Source organism: Bacillus sp. JNUCC-22 (assembly GCF_018861275.1).
Classification (GTDB): domain Bacteria; phylum Bacillota; class Bacilli; order Bacillales; family Bacillaceae; genus Bacillus; species Bacillus velezensis.
On record NZ_CP076408.1, the window covers coordinates 945,696 to 961,692 of the forward strand.

Consider the following 15,997-nt stretch of genomic DNA (forward strand, 5'->3'; position numbering starts at 1 on the left):
GCGTGGTATCGTCTCAGTAATACCAATTGCAGGAGTGTGAGAATATGAATCCGATGGACAGACAGACGGAAGGACAAAAGCCGCAGGTGCAAAAGCGCCAGCCCGGCATTGAGTCAGACATGGAGCCGAAACCGCTCTTGGAGGACCCGGATGTAAAAGGGTCGGGCAGATTAAAAGGAAAAGTCGCCGTCATCACGGGCGGAGACAGCGGCATCGGCGCAGCGGCTGCGATCGCTTACGCGAAGGAAGGGGCGGATCTTGCCATCCTGTACCTAGACGAACATGCCGATGCCGAGAGAACGAAAAAGCGTGCGGAAGAATACCAGGCCGAATGCCTGTTAATTCCGGGAGACGTCGGTGATGAGGCGCATTGTCAGAAGGCGGTCCGGCAAGTCTTAGATCACTACGGAAAAATAGATATTCTCGTTAATAATGCGGCTGAGCAGCATCCGCAAAACGGGATTCTTGATATTACAGCTGAACAGCTGGAGAAGACATTCCGTACAAACATGTTTTCTATGTTTCATATGACAAAAGCCGTGCTGCCCCACCTGCAAAGAGGGAGCGCCATCATTAATACAACGTCTATTACCGCTTATCAGGGAGACACATCATTGATCGACTATTCGTGCACGAAAGGCGGCATCGTTTCCTTTACGCGTTCAATGGCGATGTCATTGGCCGATCAGGGGATCAGAGTAAATGCGGTGGCCCCTGGCCCGATCTGGACCGCCCTGATTCCGGCAACGTTTACTGAAGAAAAGGTGGAAAAGCATGGTCTGGACACTCCGATGGGAAGACCGGGACAGCCTGCGGAACACGCCGGAGCTTACGTGCTTCTGGCTTCAGACGAATCTTCCTATATGACGGGGCAGACCATTCACGTAAATGGCGGCAGATTTATTTCAACATAATACGCAAGTCTTATCCCGCGCTTTTAAAAAGGGCGGGATTTTTATTTGAACGTACATACGAATACGATTTTCAAAAAATGGAAGTCGCCAGCTGAATCACTAATGTTAATATTTCACAGTGGAGAATCCGCTGAGTTCTGTTTTATGAAAACTAAAAATAATATATAGAATTTTCAAAAAAGTTATTTTCATTTTTATATTTTTCGCTATAATATGACATAGGAGAAAGGGATGATGTGCTGAAACATTTCATGCGAAAAATAAGAATTTAGTCATTATTGCTATTGTTATCTGAATATTCTAACATATATTAATTTACAAGGAGTGAAGCAGATGAAGGGGAGCGTATTCAGAAAGAAAAGCATTCAGGACCTGCTTGCCGCAACGGGCGGGGAAAAGTCGCTGAAAAGAGAGTTAGGGGCCTTTGATTTGACCCTTCTGGGGATAGGGGCCATCATCGGAACGGGGATTTTTGTATTAACCGGAACAGGCGCTGTCACGGCGGGGCCGGGGCTGACCGTTTCATTTGTCATCGCCGCTCTTGCGTGTTTATTTGCGGCTCTGTCATATGCCGAATTTGCTTCAAGCGTCCCGGTTTCGGGTTCCGTCTACACGTTTACTTATGCGACACTGGGTGAACTTCTCGCGTTTATCATCGGATGGGATTTAATCTTGGAATATATGCTCGCCGTCAGCGCGGTTTCGGTCGGGTGGTCCGGCTATTTTCAATCATTCTTGGCGGGCTTCGGCATTCATCTTCCGACCGCATTAACGGCCGCGCCGGGATCCATTAAAGGCACGGTCACATTCTTTAATCTCCCCGCATTTGTTATCGTGCTTGCGATTACATTCCTCCTCTATTTAGGCATTAAGGAATCGAAGCGGGTCAATAATATTATGGTCATTTTAAAGGTTCTGGTTGTTCTATTGTTTATCGCCGTTGCGGCCGTATATGTCAAACCTCACAACTGGCAGCCGTTTATACCGATGGGGTTCGGCGGTGTTTTCAGTGCCGCGGCGCTCGTTTTCTTCTCTTTTATCGGTTTTGACGCCGTCTCTTCCGCCGCTGAAGAAACGAAAAATCCGGCGAAGGATCTGCCGAAAGGAATTATCTTTTCATTAATCGTCTGCACCGTGCTGTATGTGACCGTATCGGCGATTATGACGGGCGTCGTTCCGTTTGCCCGCTTTGAAGGCGTTGACCATCCCGTGTCTCTCGTCCTGCAGATGGCCGGACAGAATTGGGTGGCCGGGATTATTGATATCGGCGCAGTGTTGGGGATGACAACGGTGATGCTCGTCATGCTGTACGGCCAGACGAGGGTGATGTTTGCCATGTCCCGTGACGGTTTGGTGCCGGGAGCGCTTTCAAAAGTCCATCCGAAGCATAAAACGCCGCACGTGGTGACATGGGTGTTCGGCATCCTGTCAGCATTACTCGGCTCGCTCGTCCCGCTTGATGAACTGGCGAAGCTGGTGAACATCGGCACGCTTGCCGCATTTGTCCTGATTTCCGTGGCGGTTATCGTATTGAGAAAGAAACAGCCTGATCTGCCAAGGGCTTTTAAATGTCCGGGGGTTCCCTTTATTCCGATATTGTCCATTCTGTTCTGCGTGTTTTTGATTATTAACCTTGGCGCCACCACCATATTCCGTTTCTTTATCTGGCTGATCATCGGCCTGGTGATTTATTTCTTATATTCGAGAAAGCATTCGAAATTAAACGGGGATTTGTAAGGAGCGGCACCCGCCGCTCCTTTTTATTTTTCGGAATAATGAAACATATTGAAATGGGCTTAAGTTATCGCAGCGAATAAGGGATAATATAGGGCGGAAGGGAAGTGGAAAGTCGTGTCTGACCAAAAAAGGGTTCAATGGGCCTCAAAAATAGGATTTATTATGGCCGCTGCCGGTTCGGCGATCGGCCTGGGAGCCATTTGGAAGTTCCCTTACGTAGCGGGTACGAACGGGGGAGGCGCTTTTTTTCTTGTATTCGTCCTCTTTACCGTGCTTTTAGGCTATCCGCTTTTGCTCGGTGAATTTATTTTCGGAAGACGGAGCCAGACAAATGCGATTGATGCCTACAAACAAGCCGCGCCGAAGTCGGTATGGCACCTTACGGGTTATGTGGGTGTGGCGGCCTGTTTTTTAGTTTTGTCTTTTTACAGTGTTGTCGGCGGGTGGATTTTGCTTTATGTGTTAAAAGCCGTTACCGGTTCTTTATCCGGGCTCACTCAGGAGCAGTACGGCACGGTGTTCGGGACGGTCATTGAAAATCCGATCCAGACTCTCATTGCGCAGCTTGTATTTATGATCATGACGGTGGCGGTCGTCGCAAAAGGCGTGCAGAAAGGGATTGAACGTGTCAGTGCGGTGCTGATGCCGATTTTATTCGTGCTGTTTCTATTGCTTGTGCTGCGATCAGTCACGCTCGATCATGCCGTTGAGGGGATTAGATTTTTATTGGTTCCGCACTTTGAAGATTTGACGCCGGAATCCATCCTATATGCTTTAGGACAGGCGTTTTTTACATTAACGCTCGGTGTTTCGGTCATGGTGACATACAGTTCATATCTTCCGAAAACCCAAAATCTTCCGGGTTCGGCGGGTTCCATTGTTATGATGAATGTGCTCGTTACGCTGTTTGCGGGACTGGCCATTTTCCCGGCGGTTTTTTCGTTCGGCTTTAAACCGGATGAAGGGCCTACACTGCTGTTTACCGTGCTGCCGGCTGTGTTTGACCGGCTGCCGTTCGGCTCGCTGTTTTTTATCAGCTTTTTGGCGGTCTTTTTCTTCGCCGCGCTGACTTCGGCCTTTTCGATGGTGGAAATTATCGTGGCGACTGTCGGGAAAGGTGATGAAACGAAAAGAAAGAAGCTGTCGTGGACAAGCGGTCTGCTCATTTTCTTAGTCGGAATTCCGTCCTGTTTATCATACGGTGTTCTCGGTGATGTTCATTTGTTCGGAAAAACGTTTTTTGATCTTGCGGATTTCACCGTCAGCAATGTGCTGATTCCGCTCGGCGCTTTATTAATATCAATCTTCGTCCCGCTGAAAATACCGAAGCAGGAGCTGTTTGCCGAGATGAAAAGCGGTTCCGCCATCGGCTATCGTTTCTTTCAGGTGTGGTATTTCCTTCTGAAATATCTCGTGCCGCTGGCTATCATCGTCGTATTGCTGCATTTAATCGGCGTTCTTTCATTTTAAAAAAACAGGCCCCCGTAAAAGGGCCTGTTTTTATGTTTAAAAACCGAATTGCAGATTCGTATCAACGGCAACGATCGTATATACACAGACAATGACGAACAGATTGAGAATGACACCGAGCAGTCCCGGGCCCGTCCGGCCTTTTTTAATAAACAGCTCAATGATGCCGAACGGCACGGCGGCCATCGCAAACGGCAGCATCTGATAAGAATAGAAAGTCACATTGCTGATGATTGCCACGTTCAAAAGCAGCAGCGACAAAATCGCGGTACCGACTGATATCCAGCCGAAAACATTATGCTCTTTAAAAATTCTTACCAATTCCATAATTCCACCTCACCGATGTTTGCTGCTTTTACTGTTTTGTTTTTCAGCAGACGTTCGATTTCTTTTGTCGGCCCCGTCACGACAGAGCCGTATACGTTCATTCCGTGATGTTCAACATAGTCGATTCGGCTGCCAAGATTCATGTCTTTTCGTTTCGATATTGCATGCGCCCATTTTTTATGGCGGGACATAAATTCAAGGGCATTGATAAATTGTTCACGGTCTGTCTGTCCTTGCGTTTCGAAAGAGGACACCATCTTGGAATCTTTCCCGGGAAATCCTAACGGCTCGGCATAAGGACTGTCTTTCAGATTTTTCTCCGTTTCGACCGCGTTCCATAAAAACTTCACATCGTATTTTTTAAAAGTCGAATATACTTGAGAAGAAGGGTAGGCCCTGTCATAAGAAAGATAGACCTCCGCCACGCTTCCTTCAGGCAATTTTTTTAATGTCTGTCCGGCTTTTTCAATCGTGCGTTCCTTTAAGCCGGAAGGATGGGCGAAATAATGCTTTGCCTGTGCCGCGTCTAGATCATAGTAGTTAACGGCAGGCGATTTGACCGTATCTAAAAACATTTCAATCCGTTCTCCGCCGACCGATTTCGTTTTTGTGCCGATCTGCTTTTGCAGCGGAAATTCCGTATTCATTCCAAACAGCTTCACCTGGCTTTTCAGTCCGGAGGTATCGACGAGGACGTTCGGCATTGTGGTCGCCACCGTCACTGCCGCGGTCTCCATTAATTGATTGCCGGTGCTTTCTTTTCCTCCCAGACCGTAATAGAGGTAGCTTCCTAATGTGCAAAGCGGCAAAATCATCAAAGTGGAGATGACGGCGAGAACTGAAATCCGCAAATACGATTTGCGTTTTCCGTATGATAAAATGGCCTTCTGTTTTTCCGGGCTGATGCCGACGTCCCATTCCCGGTCGTCCTGCATTTCGCTTTCAATCAACTCCTGATAGACTTCCAGCTTTTCCAGCTCTTCTTCAAAGGCGGCCATTTCCCGGTCGCTCATTTCTCCATTTTTGTATTGGTAAAAACGCTTTTTAAATTCTTCATTCATCATTAACACCTCTATTATAAAGTGCTTTCAGCCGCTGTCTGGCACGAAATAAAACACTTTTAAAATTAGCCTCTGAAATATTCATAATATGGGATGCTTCTTTGTAATTCAGTTCTTTTAAATAATACAGTGTTAAGGCCTCCCGATAATTGTCGGGAAGTTCGGACATATACCCTGTCAGCACTTCCTTGATTTCAATCTGATGAGCCGGGCTTTGAACAGCCGTCTGAAAAAGGCTCCCAATTAAGTCATCGGAAATGGTCACTTCCTTTTTATGTTTTCTGACATAATCTATAAACGCATTTCTCGCCACTTGAAAAAGCCATGGCTTTACTTTGCTGTGGTCGTAGGAGTGAATGTGTATGTATGCCCTCATAAAGGTTTCCTGCAGCAAATCTTCAGCGAGATGCTTGTCTTTTGTCATGGAGAGCAGGAACCGGTAAACATCATTCATATACATTTGGTAAATTTCATCGATCGTCACTGCCTTTTCTCCCCTCTATGTTATACACGCATAAGAAAGGTTTAAAGTTGCACGTTCCATGCAAACGGCTTAAATTCATTTTCACCTCATCAAACACCATTTCTCTATAGTACCCAAAATCCGTCATAAAAGATAGAGATCGGCGGAGGAAAAATATAATTATTAGTACCAGGTAATAAAAAATATTGTTATAATAGAGAGAGAGAACACTTTTGATCATTACAACAAAGGAAGTGCGTTATGTATAAGTTTTGTGCAAATGCCATCAAATGCATTCTATCCCTGCGCGGAGGAGTGAAAGTGTACAATAAAGAGAATCTTCCGTCTGATAAAGGATTCGTTATCGCGTGCACGCATGCGGGCTGGGTGGACGTCCTCACGCTCGGTGTCGGGATATTGCCCCATCAGATTCATTATATGGCGAAAAAAGAGCTGTTTCAGAAAAAGTGGATCGGACGTTTTTTGAAGAAGATTCACGCGTTCCCGGTTGACCGTGAAAATCCGGGCCCAAGCAGCATTAAAACGCCGATTAAGCTTCTGAAGGAAGGAAAGATTGTCGGGATTTTTCCGAGCGGCACGAGAACATCTGAAGACGTCCCGCTGAAAAGAGGGGCCGTGACCATCGCCCAAATGGGAAAAGCGCCGCTCGTTCCGGCCGCATATAAAGGGCCGTCTACGGGAAAAGCGCTGTTTAAAAAGGGAAAAATGCGGCTTATTATCGGCGAGCCGATTTTTTTGGAGGACTTTTCCGATCTTGCGCCGAAGGAGAGGCTTGCGGCCATGACAGAAGAGCTGAATGCCAGAATTAAAGAGCTTGAGAAAAAACTTGAACAACTGTAAATGAAAAAAAGCTTGCCGTCTGTATCAGACGCGCAAGCTTTTTTGTTATGCTTCTTTTTGTTCGGCGGTTTCCAGCAGTTCATCAAACGCCAGTTTTTTCACTTCGATATATGCGACGTGGTGGCCGTCAATTTCATTAATGATAAATTCACAGCCTTCTTCGATAATCGAGTCGTATTGTTCGACGTCGTATTTCTGGGTAAGGAACCAGCCGCCGATGGTGTCGACCTCGTCATTTTCCAAATGGATGCCGAGGAGTTCGTTCACTTGATCAATCAGGACCTTGCCGTCAAGCATGTAATGGCCGTCGCCGAGTTTACGGATTTCGTTGATTTCATCGATATCAAATTCATCACGAATTTCCCCGACGATTTCTTCAATAATGTCTTCAACGGTGACAAGCCCCGCGGTTCCGCCGTATTCATCCGACAGAATCGCCATATGAACCCGTTCCTTCTGCATTTTTACAAGCAGATCGTGAATCGGTGCCGACTCAATCACATGGATGATCGGATTAACAAAATCGGTAATCGGCGAGTCGACTGATACTTCGCCGCTGATGCAGGCGGTCAGCACTTCTTTAATGTTAATAACGCCGATAATATTATCTTTGTCACCCTCTTCGACAGGGTACCGGGTATATTTTTCAATCTGAATGATGTCCATCATTTCAGAAATTTTGATATCATGCGGCAGACTGACGATTTCCGTACGCGGAATCATGATTTCTTTTGCAAGTCTGTCGTCAAATTCAAAGATTTTGTTCACGTATTTAAATTCAGACTGGTTGATTTCACCGCTTTTATAGCTTTCCGATAAAATGATGCGCAGCTCTTCTTCAGAGTGGGCAAGCTCATTTTCAGACACCGTCTCAAGACCGAACGCCTTCGTTAAAAGACGGGCGGAGTTGTTCAGAAGCCAGATAAACGGGAACATGATGCGGTAAAACCAAATGAGCGGTTTCGAAAACAGCATTGAAACGGCTTCCGCTTTCTGGATGGCGACTGTTTTCGGCGCCAACTCTCCCACGACCACGTGTAAGAATGTAATGATCGCATAGGCGAGAATAAATGAAATAATATGCGATAATGAGCTTGGTACGTTTATCTTTGTGAAAAGCGGATGAAGCAAGCGTTCAATCGTTGATTCGCCTAAGACACCAAGACCGATGGAAGTCAATGTTATGCCGAGCTGGCACGCCGATAAATACTCATCTAAATGCGTGGTCACTTTTTTGACACCGATTGCGGCTTTATTTCCTTCTGCTATAAGCTGGTCAACCCGTGAGCCTCTGATTCTGATTATCGCAAACTCAGATGCTACGAAAAATGCCGTCAGCGCGATTAAAACCGCGACTAAAATCAAATTCACAATGTCCAATTAGAACCTTCACTTCTTTTGGGAAGATGAAGGTAACACCTCCTGTTAGTAAGATAATGGTTTAACTTAACAGCAGCATAAATGATTGAAGCACTGCAAGCTTTTCAGGAGCCAGCCTTTTTTTCAGCTGGGCGCGCTCCTCTGGTTCAAGCTTTTCAAACCGATTCAAGATCACGGAGATGTTTTGATTCATGTGATCAATTTCCGATGCCAGATTTCCAATATCGTCAGGCAGGGCTGAAGAGGGAAACTGGTTCTCCAGTCGATCTTTTATATCAGACAGGGCCAATCGCTGCTTTTTACAAGCGACTATAAACTTTAACCGATTAAGTGCAAGTGTATCGTAGTAACGATAGTTCGAACAAGACCTGTCAGGCTTTAAAAGCCCGAGGTTTGTGTAGTAATCCACCGTGCGTTTCGTTACACCGGCAAGCTCTGCTAATTCACTGATGCGATAAGTCTCAGCCCCATCTAAATCCCTCCCCAACCATCACGTTATAGTTATGAGAATAGTTTAATATATGAAGGGGAGTTTGCACAAGTTTATTGTTTTCCGTCTTTCTCCTGAAACGGCGCGGCGGGCTGTCTGAAAAAGCGTTGACTGCGCCATGTAAATCTTTCATAATCATTGTAAATAGAAACGGAAGAAAAAGACAGAAGGGACAGATGACAGTGGCCGGTTTATCACGGGAAGTGACACAGAATCTGGAGAAAGGTTCATGGATACGCAAACTATTTGATGAAGGCGCTCGGCTGAAAAAAGAGTTCGGCGCCGATAAGGTATTTGACTTTTCGATAGGAAATCCGGTTGCGGAGCCGCCTGAAACATTTAAAAAGGCGCTTTGCGAAGCGGCTGAAATAGGGCGGCACGGATACATACAAAACCAGGGGCTTCCGGAGGCGAGAGAAAAGGTTGCGCGCTTTTTGTCAGAGCGGTTTCAGACAGAAATTTCCGCCAGGCATACAGTCATGACGGTCGGAGCCGGCGGGGCGCTGAATGTCGCGCTGAAGAGCATTTTAAACCCGGAGGAAGAAGTCATCCTTCTTTCGCCTTATTTTGCGGAATATAAAGCGTATGTTGAAAATTACCGCGGCAGACCCGTCATCTGCCCGCTGACTGACTCATTTGAGATTGATATTGAAGCGGTTAAAGGTGCGATCACCCCCCGTACGAAAGGACTGATCGTTAATACGCCGCATAATCCGACGGGGACTGTGCTCAGCCAGAAAAACCTTAACGAATTAGGCGCCTTATTAAAAGAAGCCGAAGAGCGGAACGGCCAAAGCATATTTATTTTATTTGATGAACCGTACAGCCAGCTGATCTATGGAGAAGAGCAGGCGAATCCGTTTCAGGCGTATCACCGCGTGATTTTAGTCAGTTCGTTCAGTAAAGATCTCGGCATTGCGGGGGAAAGGCTCGGGTATATCGCGGCAGACGCCCAAATGCCTGAGGGCGATCTTCTGACGGATGCGTTCGTTTTCTGCAACCGGACGCTCGGCTTTGTGAACGCTCCGGTCATGATGCAGCGCGCCGTGGCGAAAATGGATGATCTTTCGATTGATGCTGAACCTTACAGAAAGCGGAGAGACCTTATGGTGGACATCCTCACAGAAGCCGGCTTCGAATTTGAAATGCCGAAAGGAGGCTTTTTCGTCTTTCCGAAATCACCGATTGAAGACGAGGTGGCGTTCTGCATGCATGCCGCACAGAAATACAAACTATTGATCGTACCCGGCAGCGGATTTGGAAAAAGCGGCTATTTCCGATTATCTTTCAGCGTGCCTTCAGAACAGATCAGACAGTCACGCGATATTTTCAAAGCACTGTATCAAGATTTTTCTTCATAGCTTCCAATACATAAAGATGGGAGAACGGACAAATGTCGAGGAGTAATAATGGCACGTCAGACATCAGCATTACAGGAATCGGAGTCTTAACCGCGGTCGGACAAGGCAAGGAGGCGTTTCTCGATGCGCTTATGGAGGGGCGGCACGCCTTTGATGTGATGAAACGGCCCGGCCGGCAGAAAGGCAGTTCGTTTATCGGCGCGGAGCTTAGCGAATTAACGCCGCCGGACGCGCTGTCGAAGCGCTTGTACCGAAGGGCCGCATTATCGGGAAAGACGGCGCTTATCGCTTTATATGAAGCGTGGCATGACGCTCAATTAGACGGCGCTGATCACAGCCGCACCGGTCTGATTATCGGCGGCTCGAATATGACGCAGCGCGAATTGCTGCAGGCCTTTGAGAAAAACGGTGAAACGCCGCAATTTGTAAATCCGACATACGGGCTTTCTTTTATGGATAGTGATTTGTCGGGGCTTTGTACGGAGCAATTCGGGATAAAAGGGCCGGCCTTTACGGTCGGCGGCGCGTCGGCAAGCGGCCAGGCGGCGGTTATTCAGGCTGCTCAAGGAATCAAAGGCGGCCTGTTTGACCGGTGCATCGTGATCGGGGCGCTGGCCGATCTGTCGTACATGGAGTGTCATGCTCTCCGTTCTTTGGGAGCGATGGGCACTGATACATACGCTGAACGGCCTGAAGCCGCCTGCCGCCCGTTTGACCGGCATACGGACGGGTTTATATTCGGAGAGGCGTGCGGGGCGATTGTGCTGGAACGCGCTGAATCTGCCGAAGAGAGGGGCGCACGATCGTGGTCCGGCTTAAAGGGCTGGGGGATGGCTTCTGATGCGAACCGCAACCCGAATCCTTCAGCAGAGGGCGAAATGACGGTGATCCGCCAGGCGCTGGAGCGGGCCGGTCTTTCAGCAAAAGAGATCGATTACATCAACCCGCACGGCACCGGTTCGCCGATCGGTGATAAGACTGAATGCCGGGCGCTTTCTGAAAGCGGCCTGTCGCACGCGCGGATTAATGCGACAAAATCGATTACCGGACACGGTCTGAGTGCGGCCGGAACGGTGGAAATCATTGCTGCTCTCTTGCAAATGCGGGAAAACAAGCTTCATCCGATCCGAAACTTAACGGAGCCGATTGACGATTCATTTCAGTGGGTGACCGACGGGCCGAGCGCCCATACCGTACACCATGCGTTAAGCTTAAGCATGGGATTCGGGGGGATTAATACGGCGCTTTGTTTAGAAAATCATTTCCGGAGCAGATAACGGCAGCCTTCTTTTTGAAGGCTGTTTTTTATATGATAAAAAATCTGAAAATGATGAAAGAATGGAGTTGTGATACAATAAACTATACAAATGACAATCATGCTTTGACTTAGGAGGTGGCAGGATGGGGCCCTCTGTGTAGTCAATCACCCATTTCGTTCCTCTCGCTTAAGAAAAAACGATGAAATCAGGAGGTGACGTCCTTATCCTTCAATTCGGGATAAGGTGAAATGGACGATATTGACAGTTTGATTTTAATCGGTGTGCTCATTACGTTAACGGCATTTTTCGTGGCGAGTGAATTTGCGATCGTCAGAGTGAGAAGATCCAGAATCGATCAGCTCATTTCAGAAGGGAACAGACGGGCGGTGCTCGCAAAGCGTATCATTACGGATCTTGATGAGTATTTATCCGCCTCGCAGCTTGGCATTACACTCACATCCATCGGGCTCGGCGTACTGGGAGAGCCTGCATTTGAGCGGATGCTTCATCCTGTGTTTCAGGGCATGGGGCTGCCGGATTCTGCTGAGCATGTGATTGCTTTTGCTGCGGCGTACGGGCTGATTACGTTTCTGCATGTCGTCGTCGGTGAGCTTGCGCCTAAAACGGTTGCGATTCAAAAAGCGGAAAAGCTGACGTTATGGATTGCCGGACCGCTTCGGTTATTTTACGTGTTCATGTTCCCGTTTATTTGGGTGCTGAACGGCTCCGCGAGAATTCTGACCGGTTTGGCCGGATTAAAGCCGGCATCTGAGCATGAAGGCTCCCACTCTGAAGAAGAGCTGCGGATCCTGCTGTCAGAAAGTTTAAAAAACGGAGAAATCAATCCGTCTGAATATACGTTTGTGAATAAAATTTTTGATTTTGATAATCGGATCGCCAAGGAAATCATGATCCCGAGAAAAGAAATTGCGGCTGTCTCCACTGATATGGACGTTCCGGAAATGCTTGATATGATGCTGAAAGACAAATATACGCGCTGGCCCGTAACGGACGGGGACAAAGACAGTGTCATCGGCATGATCAATACGAAGCATCTCTTTTCAGATCTGCTGTTTATGACAGAAGATGAAAAAGCGGAGGTATCCATCACGTCTTACGTCCGCCCGGTGATTGAAGTCATCGAGACGATCCCGATACACGACCTGCTGATAAAAATGCAGAGAGAACGGATTCATTTGGCGATATTGTCTGATGAATACGGCGGAACGTCCGGTCTTGTGACGACCGAAGACATCCTTGAAGAAATCGTCGGCGATATCAGAGACGAATTTGATGAGGACGAACAGCCGCAGATTCAAAAGCTGTCCGAACGCCATTATGTGCTGGACGGAAAGGTTCGGATTGATCAGGTGAATCATCTTCTCGGCGCAGGGATTGAAGAGGAAGTCGACACGATCGGCGGTCTTGTGCTGAAACGGAATATTGACATCTGTGCGGGTGAGTCGATACAAATCGGGGGATACACTGCCCTCATATTAGAAATGGACGGCCGGTTTATTAAACAGCTTGAACTCAAAGAAGAACAGGGCCGCCCGGGCGGTCAGGGAACAATAAACCGCCAGCTGCCCGTGCCTGAAACGGTCATGCTTCATAACGCAACCTTGAGCGAAAAATAAGCTCAAGGTTTTTTTAAATGGATATCATAACAAAGCCGCACCAGAACGCCAAAAGGCTTCCGGCTGCTGAAACAGCGATGTAGAGCAGGCTTTCCTTTATGCGGTTGTTCATCATCAGCTGCACGGCTTCAATACTGAACGTGGAAAAGGTCGTAAACGCACCGAAAAAGCCTGTCGCGATGATGATGCCGGCGGAAGGATTATCCAGGCCCAGGCCGGTGAACATGCCGAGGCCGAAGGAGCCGAGCAGGTTGACCGCAGCCATTCCAAGCGGAATCGGAAAACCTTTTGTTCTTTCTGAAATTGTTTTACCCAGCAGAGACCGTAATACCGCTCCGATACCCGCTGCGATAAGCATCAGGACAATCGTCATGGTGTATCATGCCCCCTTCCTGCTGCGTGAAGGGCAATCCGCCGTCCCCAAAAAATGCCGGCGTATGCAAGGGCAAGACCAGCGAATAAAGTCGCGGCAGCATAACAAAAAGCCGCTGCGGGAGACGATTGCAGCAGAAAAATGGTTTCTTTTGCGAAGGTTGACATCGTCGTGAAACCTCCGCAAAAACCGGTTCCTAAAAAGGCGGTCAAAAGAGGGCGTTTAGCCCGAATGATGAAATAACCCGTAATAAGACCGAGTAAAAGGCTTCCCGCCGCGTTTTCGAGGAAAGTGGCCGCCGGGAAAGAACCGCTGTGAATGTGCGCGCTCATTTCAAAGCGGAGCAAAGCGCCAAGCGCGCCTCCGATAAAAATTGCGATGTATTGTTTCATATCAGCCATCCTTAGAAATAAAATCCGGAAAATCAGTTACAATGCCGTCAACTGCCATCATTTGCAGCTTTTCGGCCGTCTTTTGATTTCTGACCGTCCAGGCAAATACTTTCAGGCCGTGTCTGTGAGCGGTGGAAATCAAGAACCGATTCAGACGGGTATATTTAATATTGACATAATTTACGGCTGATTTGTAGGCGTTCAGCTGGTTTTTGGAAAACATCCCAAAGCTGGGTCTTGCAATAATTGCAGTCGGAACGGACGGATACATGCCGTGAAAGGTCTGAATCGACTTGAGGCTGAATGATTGAACGATAGGGTGGATGGAAAAGGAAAACCTGCTTAACAGCTGGCCGACTGCTTTTTCAAGGCCGACTTGAGAAACGTGCCCCTTCAGTTCAATTAAAAATCCGATTTCAGAATGATAACGCTTCAGAACCTCTTCGAGCAGGGGAATCCGCTCCCCTTTAAACTCAGCCCCATACCAGCTGCCGGCATCCAGAGACTGCAGCTTCTTCAGCGTAAAATCTTTTACAAAACCGGAGCCGTCCGTCGTCCGGTCGACTTTGTCATCATGGATGACGACAATCTGACCGTCTTTTGTGAGCTGGACGTCAAGCTCAATGAAATCAGCGTTCATTTCGGCAGCGATATCAAATGCCGCAAATGTATTTTCGGGCGCGTAACCGGAGGCGCCGCGATGAGCGATGGTATACAAGCTTGTCAGCTCCCCTCATGGGCATTTCTGTTATTATATCAGATTCGTATATGCACAACGATTCAAACTGGTGAATGTGCAAAACAGTATTTTTTTGGAATAAAAATAGTGCTTTTTTCGGTTTACAATCCGCATTGATGATTTATAATGGCAAAAAGGAGGCGAGATCATGGGAAAAGGGAGATTGAAAGTGGAAGAAAGAATTAAGGCCGAAACCGATGCTGAAATCCAAAAAGCGACTCTCCTGAAACAGACACAATCAAAGAAGAAATAGTGCCTGACCCTGTTGTATCTGGCTGAAAGATGAACGAATGTGTGAAAACCCCGGCTGTGCTCTGATGCCGGGGTTTTTCAGGCTGCCTAGACATTAAAAGAAGATGATGTCCGAATGTTTTAGTATAATAGATTTTCGACAAGACAAAGGAGCATGCCATGATGACACAATTTCAGAGCTTTTTTACGCTTGACCATATTTCGCAGATCAGTATCAGCATCGGAATTTTAGCGGCTTTTCTCGTTTTGAGAAAACTGTTTGTCAAATACTTTTTTCAGCTCATTTACAAATTGGCGAACAAGCCGAAAACCGACATATTCAAGCAGATTGCCGTAGCGTTTGACAAGCCGGCCAGATGGTTTTTCGCGGCGCTGGGTCTGTTTTTGGCGATTGAGTATTCGCCGTTTTTAGACGGGCAGATGGACATTGTCAAAAAATTGTACCGCTCTCTGATCGTTGCGCTGATCGCCTGGGGGCTTTGCAATCTGACATCGGCGTCTTCGTTTTTATTTCATAAAGTCAATCAGCGCTTTGAGCTTGATATGGATGACATTTTGGCGCCGTTTTTATCCAAGGTGCTGCGCTTTGTCATTCTTGCGCTCAGCGTCAGTGTGATCGCGCAGGAATTCAATTATGATGTAAACGGGTTCGTGGCCGGACTCGGACTTGGCGGATTGGCCTTCGCGCTTGCGGCTAAAGATACGATCAGCAATTTTTTCGGCGGCATTATCATCATTACGGAAAAGCCGTTTACGATCGGTGACTGGGTCGAGACGTCATCTGTGACGGGGGGCGTTGAAGATATCACATTCCGAAGCACAAGGTTCCGCACGGCGCAGGGGGCGCTTGTTACCGTACCCAATTCAACGCTGTCCATGGAAGCCATCACAAACTGGACGAGGATGACGAAGCGCCAGGTCACGTTTTCCGTTCGTGTTTCTTATGCGACGCCGATTGATCGTCTAGAGCGGTGCATCACAAGGCTCAGAGAAATGCTTCGTGAACATGAAGGCGTGCATGATGATACGATTATGGTTAACTTTGACGTGTTTGCGGACAGCTATTACAATCTGTTTTTCAACTTTTACACAAAGACCATCGTCTGGGCGGAAAGCCTGGACGTGCGGCAGGATATCAACCGCCGGATTATTGATATTTTTGCTGAGGAAGGCGTGGAATTCGCCTATCCGGGCCAGAATGTATTCGTAAAACAGAAAAGCCACGATGATCCGGTTCATGTGAAGGATCATTCCGGAGAAAAAGAACGGGCATAACAGGCG

Annotated in this window: 17 protein-coding genes; 9 read left to right on the plus strand and 8 right to left on the minus strand. The window is 47.6% G+C overall.

Annotated elements, in window-relative coordinates:
• Positions 1-44: 44 nt before the first annotated feature.
• The 3 genes from JNUCC22_RS04845 to JNUCC22_RS04855 all read left to right on the plus strand — a co-directional run bounded on the left by JNUCC22_RS04845 (position 45) and on the right by JNUCC22_RS04855 (position 4,121).
• Complete coding sequence (locus JNUCC22_RS04845; RefSeq protein ID WP_007409269.1) at positions 45-914, plus strand: SDR family oxidoreductase; 870 nt, start codon at positions 45-47, stop codon at positions 912-914.
• A 333-nt stretch (positions 915-1,247) separates the two neighbouring features.
• The gene (locus JNUCC22_RS04850) at positions 1,248-2,651 is read left to right on the plus strand and encodes a branched-chain amino acid transporter BcaP (protein ID WP_007409268.1); all 1,404 of its coding nucleotides are present in this window, start codon (positions 1,248-1,250) and stop codon (positions 2,649-2,651) included.
• 114 nt (positions 2,652-2,765) lie between these two features.
• Positions 2,766-4,121, plus strand: a complete 1,356-nt coding sequence (locus tag JNUCC22_RS04855; protein ID WP_012117177.1) for a sodium-dependent transporter — start codon at positions 2,766-2,768, stop codon at positions 4,119-4,121.
• Positions 4,122-4,157: 36 nt separating this feature from the next.
• Here the strand turns inward: JNUCC22_RS04855 and JNUCC22_RS04860 are convergent, their stop codons facing one another.
• Genes JNUCC22_RS04860 through sigM form a run of 3 tightly spaced genes read right to left on the minus strand, consistent with a single transcriptional unit; the run spans position 4,158 to position 5,993 of the window.
• The gene (locus tag JNUCC22_RS04860) at positions 4,158-4,448 is read right to left on the minus strand and encodes an anti-sigma-M factor (protein WP_003155315.1); all 291 of its coding nucleotides are present in this window, start codon (positions 4,446-4,448) and stop codon (positions 4,158-4,160) included.
• Positions 4,436-5,512 (minus strand): anti-sigma factor, encoded by a 1,077-nt coding sequence (locus tag JNUCC22_RS04865; RefSeq protein WP_087920756.1) that lies wholly within the window; start codon positions 5,510-5,512, stop codon positions 4,436-4,438. Before JNUCC22_RS04865 ends, JNUCC22_RS04860 begins: the two co-directional genes overlap by 13 nt.
• Positions 5,502-5,993, minus strand: a complete 492-nt coding sequence (sigM, locus tag JNUCC22_RS04870; RefSeq protein ID WP_003155312.1) for an RNA polymerase sigma factor SigM — start codon at positions 5,991-5,993, stop codon at positions 5,502-5,504. The genes JNUCC22_RS04865 and sigM overlap by 11 nt, the downstream gene beginning before the upstream one ends.
• 240 nt (positions 5,994-6,233) lie before the next feature.
• On the opposite strand from sigM, the gene JNUCC22_RS04875 reads away from it, so the two are divergent.
• On the plus strand, positions 6,234-6,833 hold the full coding sequence (locus JNUCC22_RS04875; RefSeq protein WP_007409265.1) for a lysophospholipid acyltransferase family protein: 600 nt from the start codon (positions 6,234-6,236) through the stop codon (positions 6,831-6,833).
• Between the two features lie 45 nt (positions 6,834-6,878).
• Here JNUCC22_RS04875 and JNUCC22_RS04880 read toward each other — a convergent pair whose 3' ends face one another.
• Both JNUCC22_RS04880 and JNUCC22_RS04885 read right to left on the minus strand, forming a co-directional pair.
• Positions 6,879-8,213 carry a hemolysin family protein gene (locus tag JNUCC22_RS04880; protein ID WP_007409264.1) on the minus strand — a complete coding sequence of 445 codons (1,335 nt, stop codon included), beginning with the start codon at positions 8,211-8,213 and terminating at the stop codon, positions 6,879-6,881.
• Between the two features lie 61 nt (positions 8,214-8,274).
• Positions 8,275-8,700, minus strand: a complete 426-nt coding sequence (locus JNUCC22_RS04885; protein ID WP_007409263.1) for a Cu(I)-responsive transcriptional regulator — start codon at positions 8,698-8,700, stop codon at positions 8,275-8,277.
• Positions 8,701-8,879: 179 nt separating this feature from the next.
• On the opposite strand from JNUCC22_RS04885, the gene JNUCC22_RS04890 reads away from it, so the two are divergent.
• The 3 genes from JNUCC22_RS04890 to JNUCC22_RS04900 all read left to right on the plus strand — a co-directional run bounded on the left by JNUCC22_RS04890 (position 8,880) and on the right by JNUCC22_RS04900 (position 12,960).
• Complete coding sequence (locus JNUCC22_RS04890; protein ID WP_216062178.1) at positions 8,880-10,064, plus strand: pyridoxal phosphate-dependent aminotransferase; 1,185 nt, start codon at positions 8,880-8,882, stop codon at positions 10,062-10,064.
• 32 nt (positions 10,065-10,096) lie between these two features.
• Positions 10,097-11,341, plus strand: a complete 1,245-nt coding sequence (locus JNUCC22_RS04895; RefSeq protein WP_042635016.1) for a beta-ketoacyl synthase N-terminal-like domain-containing protein — start codon at positions 10,097-10,099, stop codon at positions 11,339-11,341.
• 230 nt (positions 11,342-11,571) lie between these two features.
• Positions 11,572-12,960: a hemolysin family protein gene (locus JNUCC22_RS04900; protein WP_061581862.1), complete on the plus strand. Its 1,389-nt coding sequence runs from the start codon at positions 11,572-11,574 to the stop codon at positions 12,958-12,960.
• A 13-nt stretch (positions 12,961-12,973) separates the two neighbouring features.
• Here JNUCC22_RS04900 and crcB read toward each other — a convergent pair whose 3' ends face one another.
• The 3 genes from crcB to JNUCC22_RS04915 are packed head-to-tail and all read right to left on the minus strand — an operon-like array spanning position 12,974 to position 14,443.
• Positions 12,974-13,333 carry a fluoride efflux transporter CrcB gene (crcB, locus tag JNUCC22_RS04905; protein ID WP_151295580.1) on the minus strand — a complete coding sequence of 120 codons (360 nt, stop codon included), beginning with the start codon at positions 13,331-13,333 and terminating at the stop codon, positions 12,974-12,976.
• The gene (locus JNUCC22_RS04910; protein ID WP_032874298.1) at positions 13,330-13,725 is read right to left on the minus strand and encodes a fluoride efflux transporter FluC; all 396 of its coding nucleotides are present in this window, start codon (positions 13,723-13,725) and stop codon (positions 13,330-13,332) included. The genes crcB and JNUCC22_RS04910 overlap by 4 nt, the downstream gene beginning before the upstream one ends.
• A 1-nt stretch (position 13,726) precedes the next feature.
• Positions 13,727-14,443, minus strand: coding sequence for a glycerophosphodiester phosphodiesterase (locus JNUCC22_RS04915; RefSeq protein ID WP_007610342.1), 717 nt, complete (start codon positions 14,441-14,443; stop codon positions 13,727-13,729).
• Between the two features lie 169 nt (positions 14,444-14,612).
• Between JNUCC22_RS04915 and JNUCC22_RS04920 the strand changes: the two genes are divergently transcribed.
• Positions 14,613-14,717, plus strand: a complete 105-nt coding sequence (locus JNUCC22_RS04920) for a YhdX family protein (protein ID WP_003155299.1) — start codon at positions 14,613-14,615, stop codon at positions 14,715-14,717.
• Positions 14,718-14,875: 158 nt separating this feature from the next.
• Positions 14,876-15,991 carry a mechanosensitive ion channel family protein gene (locus tag JNUCC22_RS04925; protein ID WP_032874303.1) on the plus strand — a complete coding sequence of 372 codons (1,116 nt, stop codon included), beginning with the start codon at positions 14,876-14,878 and terminating at the stop codon, positions 15,989-15,991.
• The last annotated feature ends 6 nt before the right edge of the window (positions 15,992-15,997 follow it).

Bases quoted from the DNA above. Each gene is read 5' to 3' on its own strand.
- JNUCC22_RS04845 (WP_007409269.1), top strand. From the start codon at position 45: ATGAATCCGATGGACAGACAGACGGAAGGACAAAAGCCGCAGGTGCAA.
- JNUCC22_RS04850 (WP_007409268.1), top strand. From the start codon at position 1,248: ATGAAGGGGAGCGTATTCAGAAAGAAAAGCATTCAGGACCTGCTTGCC.
- JNUCC22_RS04860 (WP_003155315.1), bottom strand. From the start codon at position 4,448: ATGGAATTGGTAAGAATTTTTAAAGAGCATAATGTTTTCGGCTGGATA.
- JNUCC22_RS04865 (WP_087920756.1), bottom strand. From the start codon at position 5,512: ATGATGAATGAAGAATTTAAAAAGCGTTTTTACCAATACAAAAATGGA.
- JNUCC22_RS04875 (WP_007409265.1), top strand. From the start codon at position 6,234: ATGTATAAGTTTTGTGCAAATGCCATCAAATGCATTCTATCCCTGCGC.
- JNUCC22_RS04890 (WP_216062178.1), top strand. From the start codon at position 8,880: ATGACAGTGGCCGGTTTATCACGGGAAGTGACACAGAATCTGGAGAAA.
- JNUCC22_RS04895 (WP_042635016.1), top strand. From the start codon at position 10,097: ATGTCGAGGAGTAATAATGGCACGTCAGACATCAGCATTACAGGAATC.
- JNUCC22_RS04900 (WP_061581862.1), top strand. From the start codon at position 11,572: ATGGACGATATTGACAGTTTGATTTTAATCGGTGTGCTCATTACGTTA.
- crcB (WP_151295580.1), bottom strand. From the start codon at position 13,333: ATGACGATTGTCCTGATGCTTATCGCAGCGGGTATCGGAGCGGTATTA.
- JNUCC22_RS04910 (WP_032874298.1), bottom strand. From the start codon at position 13,725: ATGAAACAATACATCGCAATTTTTATCGGAGGCGCGCTTGGCGCTTTG.
- JNUCC22_RS04920 (WP_003155299.1), top strand. From the start codon at position 14,613: ATGGGAAAAGGGAGATTGAAAGTGGAAGAAAGAATTAAGGCCGAAACC.
- JNUCC22_RS04925 (WP_032874303.1), top strand. From the start codon at position 14,876: ATGATGACACAATTTCAGAGCTTTTTTACGCTTGACCATATTTCGCAG.